Annotated in this window: 8 protein-coding genes and 3 tRNA genes; 5 read left to right on the forward strand and 6 right to left on the reverse strand. The window is 56.6% G+C overall.

Going from position 1 to position 11,427, the window contains the following annotated elements; translation table 11 throughout:
- Nucleotides 1-5: 5 nt before the first annotated feature.
- The 4 genes from Q0K10_RS05945 to Q0K10_RS05960 form a co-directional block, all read right to left on the reverse strand.
- Complete coding sequence (locus tag Q0K10_RS05945) at nt 6-710, reverse strand: type II secretion system protein (RefSeq protein ID WP_294504526.1); 705 nt, start codon at nt 708-710, stop codon at nt 6-8.
- Nucleotides 682-1,743, reverse strand: a complete 1,062-nt coding sequence (locus Q0K10_RS05950; protein WP_294504528.1) for a GntR family transcriptional regulator — start codon at nt 1,741-1,743, stop codon at nt 682-684. Before Q0K10_RS05950 ends, Q0K10_RS05945 begins: the two co-directional genes overlap by 29 nt.
- A 184-nt stretch (nt 1,744-1,927) precedes the next feature.
- On the reverse strand, nt 1,928-2,995 hold the full coding sequence (locus Q0K10_RS05955; protein ID WP_294504531.1) for a hypothetical protein: 1,068 nt from the start codon (nt 2,993-2,995) through the stop codon (nt 1,928-1,930).
- 43 nt (nt 2,996-3,038) lie between these two features.
- On the reverse strand, nt 3,039-3,872 hold the full coding sequence (locus Q0K10_RS05960) for an AraC family transcriptional regulator (RefSeq protein ID WP_294504533.1): 834 nt from the start codon (nt 3,870-3,872) through the stop codon (nt 3,039-3,041).
- 108 nt (nt 3,873-3,980) lie between these two features.
- Between Q0K10_RS05960 and Q0K10_RS05965 the strand changes: the two genes are divergently transcribed.
- Nucleotides 3,981-7,127, forward strand: coding sequence for a glycoside hydrolase family 2 TIM barrel-domain containing protein (locus Q0K10_RS05965; RefSeq protein WP_294504536.1), 3,147 nt, complete (start codon nt 3,981-3,983; stop codon nt 7,125-7,127).
- 96 nt (nt 7,128-7,223) lie between these two features.
- On the opposite strand, the gene Q0K10_RS05970 is transcribed toward Q0K10_RS05965, so the two are convergent.
- Complete coding sequence (locus tag Q0K10_RS05970; RefSeq protein WP_294504538.1) at nt 7,224-8,303, reverse strand: glycoside hydrolase family 172 protein; 1,080 nt, start codon at nt 8,301-8,303, stop codon at nt 7,224-7,226.
- 84 nt (nt 8,304-8,387) lie between these two features.
- Here Q0K10_RS05970 and Q0K10_RS05975 point away from each other — a divergent pair, with 84 nt between their 5' ends.
- Nucleotides 8,388-9,254 (forward strand): AraC family transcriptional regulator, encoded by an 867-nt coding sequence (locus Q0K10_RS05975; RefSeq protein WP_294504541.1) that lies wholly within the window; start codon nt 8,388-8,390, stop codon nt 9,252-9,254.
- Here the strand turns inward: Q0K10_RS05975 and recJ are convergent.
- Complete coding sequence (recJ, locus tag Q0K10_RS05980; RefSeq protein WP_294504543.1) at nt 9,229-10,932, reverse strand: single-stranded-DNA-specific exonuclease RecJ; 1,704 nt, start codon at nt 10,930-10,932, stop codon at nt 9,229-9,231. The two genes, Q0K10_RS05975 and recJ, sit on opposite strands and share 26 nt — an antisense overlap.
- A gap of 186 nt (nt 10,933-11,118) precedes the next feature.
- Here recJ and Q0K10_RS05985 point away from each other — a divergent pair.
- From Q0K10_RS05985 to Q0K10_RS05995, 3 genes are all read left to right on the forward strand, one after another.
- Nucleotides 11,119-11,204, forward strand: a tRNA-Leu gene (locus Q0K10_RS05985).
- 36 nt (nt 11,205-11,240) lie between these two features.
- Nucleotides 11,241-11,314, forward strand: a tRNA-Gly gene (locus Q0K10_RS05990).
- A 2-nt stretch (nt 11,315-11,316) separates the two neighbouring features.
- A tRNA-Tyr gene (locus Q0K10_RS05995) sits at nt 11,317-11,401 on the forward strand.
- Nucleotides 11,402-11,427 lie beyond the last annotated feature (26 nt).

Below are 11,427 nucleotides of genomic sequence, written 5' to 3' on the forward strand. Positions count from 1 at the left end.
TCCTCTCAACGGTCGTAAAGATTATTCCATTTCATATCCCAGCGCAGCGGATGCCAGTGCGTCGTCTCGACATGTCCATCGAAAAAGGTGACGTTGGCATAGGAGTTTCCACCGTGACGGAAAGCGACGGGAGAAGTGCTCGGATCCGTATTCTCCTCCCCGTGATAGTTGCCGAATTCAGCGGTCCACTGCGCAATCATCCAGTCGATGCCGTCCGCAAAGGCGACCGACAGCGACGGCTGCGCCAGACGCGATATCTTGATCGGAACCGCAAGACTCGGCCGCGGATCAAGTTTGTTGTGAAAATCGTAGTTCATTCCGTAACTCGCTTCGAGATGTTCCCATTTCGCGCTGTCCCCCACCTTCAGAAACGCTCGCGACATCGGGCAGAGCATCCCCGAAGCGATTCTTTCATCGCAGTGATTCAATGCGGGATTTTCATAAACGATGCCGCCGAGGAGGCGTCGATAGGCAAGGTTCTGGTACCATGCTTTGCCTCCCTGACCGCAAAGCATAGGTACCCAGCAACCGTCGTAACTGTCGGCATACATGATTCCAGCCAGACCCATCTGCTTCAAATTGCCGGAGCATTTGATCTGCTTTGCGCGATCGCGCGCACCGTTCAATGCCGGCAGCAGCATTCCGGCCAGAATCGTGATAATCGCAATAACAACGAGAAGCTCAATCAATGTAAAGTGTTGCCGTTTCATGTTTTACACTCCTGTTATTTTCCGGTGAATCCGCGAAGACAATTTCATGAGAAACGGGCAGACGACGCGCAAGACGAGGCATGCGTTCCGCCCCGAGTTCCAGAAGGTCGACCACTTCCGGAGCAATCCGTTCGAGATGGGTGTGAACCCGCAAACCATTGAAGTGCCATTTCCGGTCGATCCAGAGGTCGTCACAAGCGATCAGACAGCGATTGAGTTCCGGATGTCGCCGGATCGCCTCGGGAAATCCGATCGCCTTGCAGTTGAAGATGATACCTTCAGGAGGACAACCAAGTGCGACCATCCGGTCCAGCTCCTGTTCCGACTCCCGGTCCGGCCCGAGAACGCATCCGGCAGGAAACGTTATCCCCGCCTCTGCGCAGGCGCGTTCAACTCCGACAACCGCTTCCGGATGATCGCCCGACATCACAAGAGCAAGCCGTCTGGCGCCATTCGAAATCATCCATCCGGCGATCTCGTAATTCTCTTCCTCGAAATCATAGTAGTAACAGTCAAACCCCGGAATCCGGCCGCTCAAAACCACGACCGGAATCGTCTCGGCGATGCGCTGCATATCGGGGATCACCTTCTCTTCCCCCACCCACCAGCAGATGCCGGAAAGCATTGAAAGTTCCGGGAACCGCTCCTGCTGAGTTTCACCCATCGTTATAAGTTTCAACAAGTTGTGATTGTCCCGCGCAAGCAGTTCTTCCCCGATGCATCCGGCCATGTGGAATGCGTCGCGACTCAAAAATGCCCAGCGACCGTCCCCGAAGACGATTCCCCAGATCTTGCCCTCTCTCGTCGCAAGTTTGCCCGGATTGCTGAACAATCCCACTCCCGGGCGGTTCGTCAAATACTCCTCTTTCACCAGTTCCTGAAGCGCACGAACCACCGTCGGCTGGCTGACGCCGAACTTTTCCGCGAGGTCCCGGCTCGACGGCAGACGCGTAACCGACCCCCTGCTCGCAGCAAGCCAGTCGAACACATAGTGCCGAATCCGCATGAACGATGCCAGCGCCTGATTTTTCATCCCTTCTCCGCATTCTACTGAACAAAGGAGATTCACTACATGAATCACCAGTTATCACCTGGCATATATTATGACTCAAATCACAGAAAATGTCAAGACGTATTTTGAAAAAAAACAAAAAAACGGCTGCCTGACGGAAAGCAGCCGTCGCCGGCTGACAAAAGCCGGAAATACAGGGGGATTATTATTTGCGGAAGGAGGCGATGAAGTCACGCAACTCCCCTTCCCGGCCGGCCGGAACCGAATCACGGATCATGAAAAGTTCAGGGCGGCCGATCTCCTCGATCAACTGTGCCGCCTCCCGGAAGTTACCTCCGGGAGAGATCCAGATTTTCCTGCCGGCATCCGCGATTTGTCGATAAACGTCAACCCAGTCGAGCAACGACCCGCCCCCGGCGCCATAAACCCATTGAACACCATCAAGTTCTTTGATCGAAAGGATTTGCTGCAGATGCGGCAACTCGCCCTTTCCGTCCAGATGGTAGAAACAGCGCTCCAGTTTCCGGCAGCTCCGGCGCAACTCCGGCAAAACGAATTCCCCGAACATCTCCGGAGAAATCATGTAGCAGAAATCGCATTGCAGCATGTAGAACGGGCGGGCCGAAAGCGTTCCATCCCAGGCGCTGAATCCGTGATTCTCCGGCAAAATTCCACTGAAATAGTCAAACGCCTCAAACCACGCCTCGTGAACTTCCCCGGCAATGCGCTTGATCTCCTCCGGGCAGTCGTACAGCGCATAGAGAAGTTCTTCCCCCGGAATGAGCGAACTGACCACATCGAGCGTTCCCCCCAGATCCGTGCAGCCGACGTGAAAACGGCCGTTCCTCCCACGAGCCGCCAGCAGAAACTCCTCCACCCGGCGGAACCACGGAGAATTCCGGTCGAGGCGCGGATGAATCTCTCCGGGCGTTTTCCCGCCCCATCTTCCCGGAGTGAACCAGACCGTCTCCTCCCCGTTGTGCCCTTCCCCGCCGACCATCGCTGCCAGCACACCGGGACCGAAATTCAACCAGACTGACGGATAGGATTCTCCGACGTAGACACACTGCTCCAGATACATTTCGATCTCGTCGAGAATCCGCTCCGCCGGAATCGAAAAATCGTATTGCGAAAGATAGGAATGCGGCTTGATTGCACTCCCGTCCGGCGGAACCACGGAAACATGAAACACCGGGCCGGAAAACTCGCCACGATGCCAGGCCTCCCACCGCGAACAAACGCCTTCCCAGTCAAATTGTTCCAACCTGTCCACACTCTCCTCCCCGGCTTATTTTTTCACAAGCCCTGCCGCCGGATCACTGCCGGTATCCGGACGGCGGACACCCCATGTAACGTTTGAACTGCGCCGAAAATTCGTAGGGGGAAGCATACCCCAGTCTCTCCGAAATTTCCGTGATCGACAACTCGGGCCGCAGAAGCAGCGCACAAGCCGCATCCAGCCTTCGCCGAATCCGGTAGCGATGCGGTGAAATCCCGAGTTCCGCCCGGAAAAGTTTGCGGAAATTTTCATATCCGCATCCCTTGCGGCGACAGAACTCCACAAGATCAGCGGGTTTCTGAAAATCGCGCCCGAGGTAGTCGCACGCCGCGGCAATCAATGCCCGGTGAGCGCTCCCGGAAACATCTTCGGAACTCCCTGCGCCGTTCAGGCACCTCCACGCCAGAGCCACCACATCAGGAATTCGACTCAGCAGTTCGGCGTCCGAAGCGCAGCGGCAGTACTCCCCGAGCTCGGCAAACCGCTCCGCCAGCACAGCGGTCGCAGCGGTTTTCAAGACAGGTCTTTCCGGATCAGCGACACCGTATCCGAAAAGAAGGTTCGCCACCGAAACTCCGAGTTCGAGAAAACATTCCAGATAGCCGCTGTCCGGGTCGATCTCCGTCGTATGCGGCACGCCGCGAAACCGCTGAAACACCGATCCGGCCGACAGCGCATACGTCTCGCCGCCACAGGTGCGGTAGACTCCGCGTCCGCGCAAAACCAGAACGATCACATACTCCGGATGCGCACGGTTGACGTAATCGACCGCCACACCGGACTTGTCCATAACGCCGACACCGATGCGTTCGCCCGCCGCTCCGATCGAGCGGTAAACCGTGAACGGTGACGGAAATTTACCGGAAAACATATTCAACTTCCCCAAAGATCGTATCGTATTGCGCTTTCATTCCTCGAAAAGCGTGTTATCTTAAAGCAGGAACAACATCCGATTTTCAACAAACATAAGGAATATACCATGAAACTTTTCGATTGCAAATCGGTCCGGCTCTGGGAAAATCCGCTCTGCACAAGCGTGAACCGGCTTCGCAGCCGCGCCACGCTCTTTCCGTTCCTCTCCGAACGCGAAGCGAGGAAACCCTCCTTCGAGCCGTTCGACTGTCCGCAGATCACGAGCCTGAACGGCGACTGGAAGTTTCAATACCTCACCTGCCCGGAAAATGTCGAACCAGCCTTCACGTCGGAAACCTGCGACGATGCCGCGTGGGACACGATCACCGTCCCCGGCAACTGGACCATGCAGGGATACGACAAACCTCACTACACGAATGTCCAGATGCCGTGGCCTCAGCAGCCGCCATTCGTTCCGAAGGAGAATCCGACCGGAGTCTACCGCCGCAAATTCCAGATCGACGAATCACTTGCGGAACGCCGGTTCGTGCTGCATTTCAGCGGAGTGGAAAGCTGCTTTTTCGTCTTTGTGAACGGGGTTGAAGTCGGCATGGCGAAGGATTCGCGCACCTGCGTCGAATTTGATGTGACGCCGTTCGTCCGAACCGGGGAGAACACGCTCGCGGTCATCGTGATCCGCTGGTCGGACGGCAGTGTGCTTGAAGACCAGGATCACTGGTGGATGGCCGGAATCTACCGCGACGTCTACCTCTATCATACCGCCAAAGAGTACATCCGCGATGTTTTCGCAAAGACGAAACTCGAGAACAACTACACCGACGGCATCCTTGAAGTGACCGTTGATGCGGGCTTCTCCACAGACATTCACCCGGAGAACTACACCGCGGTCATCCGACTTTACGATGCGAAGAACAAGATGGTTCTCGACAAGCCGGAAACCATGGAAATCATTGCGAACAAGGGCGTTCCGATCGGCTTCAAACGAATCGGCGTTCCGGCGCCCGCTCTCTGGTCGGCGGAAACGCCGAACCTTTACCGGCTGACCGTCACGCTGCTTGATCCGGAGAAACAGGTCGTCGAATCGACCGGTTGCGACATCGGCTTCAAATCGGTCGAACTCAAGGGGGGGAACATCCTCATCAACGGCCAACCGGTGAAATTTCTCGGTGTAAACCGCCACGACTTCGACCCGGTTCACGGCAAGACCGTACCGTTCGAGACGATGCGGCGAGACGTGGAGCTGATGAAGTCCTTCAACTTCAACGCGGTGCGCACCTGCCACTACCCGAACGACCCGCGTTTCTGCTCGCTCTGCGACCGGTACGGCCTCTACGTCATCGACGAGACGAACATCGAATGCCACGCCTTTTACGACTTCATCACCGACGATCCGGAGTGGCTTCCCGCGATGATGGAGCGCGTAACCCGCATGGTTGTACGGGACAAAAATCATCCGTGCGTATTCGAGTGGTCGCTCGGCAACGAATCCGGAATCGGGGCGAACTTCGGAGCGATGGCCGGTTGGATCCGCCGTTACGATCCGACCCGTCTCGTCCATTATGAGGGCGCGATGCGCAAGCACATCTGGGACAGAAAGGAGGGATGGTCCGAGTGGGAGACGATCATGGGTCTGAATGCGGACATCTCGGATTCGATCTGCCCGATGTACCCCTCGTTCGAGTCTGTCGCCAAATACCTCGCGGGCAACGACCCGCGCCCGTTCATCATGTGCGAATATACGCATGCGATGGGCAACAGCAACGGTTCGCTCGTGCACTACTTCGAACTTTTCCGGAAGGAACGCCGCATGCAGGGCGGTTTCATCTGGGACTGGGTCGATCAGGGGATCGAAAAATGCGATGAGAAGGGACGAAAATTCTACGCCTACGGCGGCGATTTCGGCGACTTCCCGAATGATTTTGATTTCTGCTGCAACGGCATGATCTGGCCGAATCGCGTGCCGCACCCGTCGATGTACGAATTCAAATATCTCGCGAAACCGTTCACAATCCACGCGGTTGAACTTTCGTCGGGGCTTTTTGAACTCGTCAACTACCACTACTTCAAGACACTCGATGACCTTGTGTTCTCCTACCGGATCGAAGTCGACGGCAGGATAACGGACCGTGGAACGCTCGAAATGCCGAGTGTCGCCCCGCAGAGCGCAGCGCAGTTCCGGATCGGCTGGAAGCTCCCGCTGCTCGGACACAATCAGGAGGCGTTTCTTATCGTAACAGCGAAACAGAAATCCGCAACTCTCTGGGCCAAGGCCGGATACGAGGTCGGCAGCGAACAGTTCAAACTCGAACTTCCGCCGCCTGTCGGAGTTGCCAGCCCCCTTCCGACCCATGAATTGCATCAGAACGGCTGCACGGTCACGACTGGAGATTCCGAGCTGATGTTCGATGCCGCCGGGTTGCCGATCTCATGGAAATTCCGCGGGGTTGACCTGATTGAAAATTCTCCTGCCGAGCAGTTTATGCGTGGAGCAACCGACAACGACGCGATCCGTTGCTTCATTCACACGGATGAACGCAAGACCGGATATCGCTGGCTTGAGCTTTATGGTCTCGACAACCTCAAGCGCAAGGATTCCGCCGCGAAATTCCACACGGAAAATGGAGCTCTCGTGATCGACTCCGAAACGGTCTACACTGCGAAGAACAAAGCGAAACTCTCTGTGCGGCGCACACTTTCGCTGCTTCCGACCGGAGCGCTGGCGGTCAATCTCGAATTCGACGTTCCGGAAGAACTTGACGATCTGCCGCGTCTCGGCTGGACAATTTCCATGCCGAAGGGATTCGAAAACTTCACCTTCTTCGGGAACGGTCCGGAGGAAAACTACTGCGACCGTCACGCTGGAAGCATCGTATCCCTCTACAAGCAAACTGTTTCAGACCAGTACGTTCCGTACGTTCTCCCGCAGGAGTGCGGAAACCACACGGCTGTCCGGTTTGCCGCGGTCGACAACGGGGAAGCGGGCCTGCTCGCGGTTGCGCCACAACAGATGGAGTGTTCGGCGCTGCACTTCACTCCGGCGGACTTCCTCGCAGCGAACCACACGAACGAGCTTGAAGCGCGGGAGCAGACCTTCTTCAATCTCGATCTCGGCCAGCGAGGACTCGGAACGAACAGCTGCGGCGAGGATGCGCTGCCGAAATACCGCATCCACAGCGGGTGTCACCGCTTCAGCTTCCTGCTGCTGCCGTTCAAGGCTTCCGCCCGGGTGGCGGAACTCGCGCGGCAACTGTAAGAAACAAATTGCGCGGGAAAGAGTTGAACGCTCTCCCGCGCCGACTTCAGCTCCGCCTTCCTCTATCGGGGAGACGGGGCTTTTCTTTCTCAGGAACTAAATGATTTCCAATCCGTTGCGATCAGGCAGCGCCGGAAACGGCCGATGCGGTTCGCTCTGATAGAAGTAAGCAACCGACGAAATGTCATCCTGCAACGGCAGATACCGGCCGCCCGACCTCCAGCCGATCGCCTGAATCGTCACCTTCAAGCGTTCGTGGAAGTGAATCGGATCAGGCATGTGGAAGCGATAAAGAGTGTGACGCGCCCCGGTCCGGTTCTCTCCCCCGAACGGATACCCGAGAAACGGAGACGTGAAAGTCTTGCCGAAGCACCACGCGCCACCGAAGTAATCCTCCGTCCCGGTTCCGCAGAAGGTGGGAAACTCCCCGTCGCCATCGAGGAACATCTTAACCTCGCCTTCTCCCCACCAACCGTCGTTGTTCTGCTGCCAGGTGAGGTAACAACCGGCGAAGTTCCCCCTCCCCTCAACGCCGTCGAGAATCACATAATCCTCCCCGGAAACAAGCGGATTTGTGCGGTTGAAACGCGCATGAAAACAGGTGTTGCCGACCGGTTCGTCCAGTTCCTCAAAGGAGATCGCATAATAGAATCCCCCAACAGCTTCCGGCAGAAGATTTTCAATGGTGATCTCCGCATGACTGGAAAACGGCATCGGGAAATAGCAGTTCATGCCGTTGGTCGGGTTGACGTTGATCGGGATCGCCCTGACCTCCGCTGTGTGCTTGAAGGCGTTGCAGAAGAAATCTCCGAGTGGAACTTCCACACTGGGAAGAGGTTCGCCGTTCCAGTACATCCGCAGCACAAGATCGCGCAGATACTTCTCATTCACAGTGATCCAGATGTGCCGGATGCAGCCGGGACCATCCACATCCATCAGTTTCGTCACCGATTCCGGTGCAAGCGTGATGCAGGGACGCACCTTCCATTTCTGTCCGAGTTCTCGTGCGCAGCGGTTGTTTTCCCAGCGCTGCCCGATCCGGACAACATCCGGCTGCGGCGTATCGCTGACGTCGGCCATTCCGCCATGTCCCGGTTTGCCGTAAACATTCTCCGCCGTAATCAAACGGGTGCGGGCAGCGGAAACATACATGAGGGAATCGAGCGTACCAAACATGCAAACCTCCTTGTCAATTTGGCATTTCTTATGGGAACGATTATATTATACCACAAAACATGCCCGATTCATATGGCAAAAACGATGAAAAGAATGGCAGAAACGATGAAATTCCGGACTCTCCGCTTCGAGATGCCACCACGGCGCGGCCCGGTGGTCGTTTCCGGAACCGGCGTCCAGGAGGAGATGCCTCCCTGCATGGTCAACCGGCCCGGCGGCACCGGCGACCGGCTTCTGATGCTGTTCCATCAACCGGTTCATCTCCGGGTCGGGGAACAGGAAATCATCACCACGACACCAGTGCTCCGGCTTTGGCGCGAAGGCGCAGGGCACTTCTACGGCCGGGAAGATGTGTGCTGGATTCACAGCTGGATTCACTTTCACGGCAGCGAAACGGCCTCTCTTCTCTCCGCAGCCGGACTGGAGGAGGAGTTCTGCCTGGAATGGCACGATCCAGGCCTTTTCGAGTCCTACCTCGCACTCATCTACCGGGAGATCACCGGAGAAATTCCCCCGGATCCGCGCCTGCTCCGGAATCATCTGGCCTCGCTCTTCCTGGAAATCGCCCGCGCAGCCGGAAAAAACAGCGTTCCGCGACGAATCCCCGAACCGTGGCTCGAACTCCGCCGCCGTCTCGATTCCGCACCGGAGCGGGAGTGGAATCTCGCGGAACTGGCAGGAATGGTGAACCTGTCGGTTCCGGCCTTTGCCGCTAAATTCCGTCGATACTTCGGGACCTCCCCGATCCGCTGCCTTCTCGACGGCCGTATGGAACTCGCAAGACACCTGCTTCGCGGCAGCAGCCTGAGTATCAAGGAGATCGGCGCACGTTGCGGCTACCGGGACCAGCTGCACTTTTCGCGCATGTTCCGTCGCCGTACAGGCGTCCCCCCTCGGAGTTCCGCGAACACGAGAACGAAGGGAATCAATAAACTTCCCGAATGTCGATAACATTCAGCTGTGGAGTTTCAACTCCCTGATGCGTATTGATTTGCGGAGTTGCGAGAATATCGAGCGTCTTGCCGTAAAACTGTGAGCTGTGACGGTTGAACGCAATGAAGTCACTCTGCCCCGTCCGACTGCGCATGATTCCCCGTGTATGCGACCCGCCGACGGTTGAACACCGCACGACCTGTACCTCGTTAAACCGGTAAATCGGCTTGACATTGCTGTGCCCGAAAGGAGAAAGCATCGCCAGATACCGGAAGAATTCGGGAGTCAACTCGTGCAGCTGCGCCTCACCGTCATAACGGATGAAATCCTCCAGATCGGCCGAGGAAATCTGCTTGCGCACCTCGCGATCCATCGCTTCGAAGAAATCGGCAATCCGGTCCGCCTTGAGTCCGATTCCAACCGCCATCGGATGGCCGCCGTAACGGTCAAGAAGATCAGCGGTATGACTGAGCACCTCAACGAGATTCAGGCATGCGACGCTGCGTCCGGAACCGTAGGCGACGTCCCCCTGAATCGTCAACACAATAGTCGGACGGTTGTAATCGCGGGCGAGCCTTGAGGCGACGATTCCGATCACCCCCTGATGCCAGTCCCGTCCGGCGACGAGGAGGGAATATTCGCTCTGCCACGCGAGATTGCGTTCGATCTGTTCGCACGCCTCCTGGTAAATCTCCTGTTCTTTCTCCTGGCGGATGCGGTTGAAGGTTTCGAGCTGAGAAGCGCAACGATAAGCGTCGACGATATGTTCAGACTCAAGCAGTTGCAGAGCTACATTGGCATCCCCCACCCGGCCGGCGGCATTGATTCGCGGAGCCATACGGAAGGTGATGTCGGCGGGAGTCAGTTCGGAACGCAGCCGAGAGCTTTCGATGAGAGCGCGTACCCCCGGACGGATCTGTCGCCGGAGCGCTTCGATACCGTACTTGACCATGATCCGGTTTTCGCCGAGCAACGGTACAATGTCCGCAACCGTGCCGAGGGCGACGTAATCGAGGACCTCTTCCAACCGGGTTTGAAAGCCTCCAAGATTGTTTTCGCGGCCGTATTTAATGAATGCGTGCGAGAGCTTAAACGCGGCCCCTGCCCCGGCGAGCAGTTGGAGGTCCTCAAGTTCGGGATAGACCTTGGGATTGATAATCGCGATGGCGTTGGGCAGCTGAGGCCCTGCCTCGTGATGATCGGTGACAATGACGTCGATTCCACGTTTGACGGCCTCATCAACAGCGTCGCAGCTGGTAATACCGCAGTCGACCGTGACGAGGACGCTGGCCGGGCCGAAGGTATCGAGAGCCTTTTGAAGGGACTCAGGGGTAAAGCCGTAGCCGTCGTCAAAACGGTGCGGAATAAACGAATGGACATTCGCCCCGTTCTGCCTGAGGACAAGAGCGAGCAGAGCGCTGGCGGTGATGCCGTCAGTGTCGTAGTCGCCGTGGATCAGGATGGTTTCTTTGTTTGCGATGGCCTCCCACAACCGTTTGGCCGCGTCCTTGATTTTCGGGAAGCGGTAAGGATCGGTCAGGTTGGCCAGGCGCGGATTCAGAAAATCCTGGACGTCTTCGATGCCGCGCGAAGCAAAGAAGAGTGCGATCGGGCGCGGCAGAGCGAACTTTCGCTGAATCGCGTCGATTTGGCTGTCCAGATTATTCCCGGCAAGTTTCCAATTTTTTACACCCATGTTTCTCTTTCCAATCATGAACTCATTTTATACAATAGCGCCAAAACCGGGATAAGTCCAAGCGGAAATAATCTTTTTTTCACATTTTCTGCAAAAAGGGGGTTGCATTTTAAAAAAAGGCGTGTACATTAGGCAACATCGAGCGGGACGTGATGAGCGTGAAGTTCGATGAAGTTGATTGGAAAAGCCGTCGTGGCGGAATGGCAGACGCGCTAGGTTCAGGTCCTAGTTCCTTCACCGGAGTGAGGGTTCAACTCCCTCCGACGGCACCAATATTTTCGGTTCGGCAACGGCCGGGTCGAAGTTATGCGGGTATGGCATAACGGCTGTGCACCAGCCTTCCAAGCTGGTTATACGGGTTCGACCCCCGTTACCCGCTCCACTGGTGGGATTCCCGAGTGGCCAAAGGGGGCAGACTGTAAATCTGCTAGCACCGCTTTCGATGGTTCGAATCCATCTCCCACCACCATTTTTGATTTTTTTTGCCGTCCGAAG

The organism is uncultured Victivallis sp., assembly GCF_944391105.1.
In the GTDB taxonomy this organism is placed as follows: Bacteria; Verrucomicrobiota; Lentisphaeria; order Victivallales; family Victivallaceae; genus Victivallis.

Bases quoted from the DNA above. Each gene is read 5' to 3' on its own strand.
- Q0K10_RS05945 (WP_294504526.1), bottom strand. From the start codon at position 710: ATGAAACGGCAACACTTTACATTGATTGAGCTTCTCGTTGTTATTGCG.
- Q0K10_RS05950 (WP_294504528.1), bottom strand. From the start codon at position 1,743: ATGAAAAATCAGGCGCTGGCATCGTTCATGCGGATTCGGCACTATGTG.
- Q0K10_RS05960 (WP_294504533.1), bottom strand. From the start codon at position 3,872: ATGTTTTCCGGTAAATTTCCGTCACCGTTCACGGTTTACCGCTCGATC.
- Q0K10_RS05965 (WP_294504536.1), top strand. From the start codon at position 3,981: ATGAAACTTTTCGATTGCAAATCGGTCCGGCTCTGGGAAAATCCGCTC.
- Q0K10_RS05970 (WP_294504538.1), bottom strand. From the start codon at position 8,303: ATGTTTGGTACGCTCGATTCCCTCATGTATGTTTCCGCTGCCCGCACC.
- Q0K10_RS05975 (WP_294504541.1), top strand. From the start codon at position 8,388: ATGAAAAGAATGGCAGAAACGATGAAATTCCGGACTCTCCGCTTCGAG.
- recJ (WP_294504543.1), bottom strand. From the start codon at position 10,932: ATGGGTGTAAAAAATTGGAAACTTGCCGGGAATAATCTGGACAGCCAA.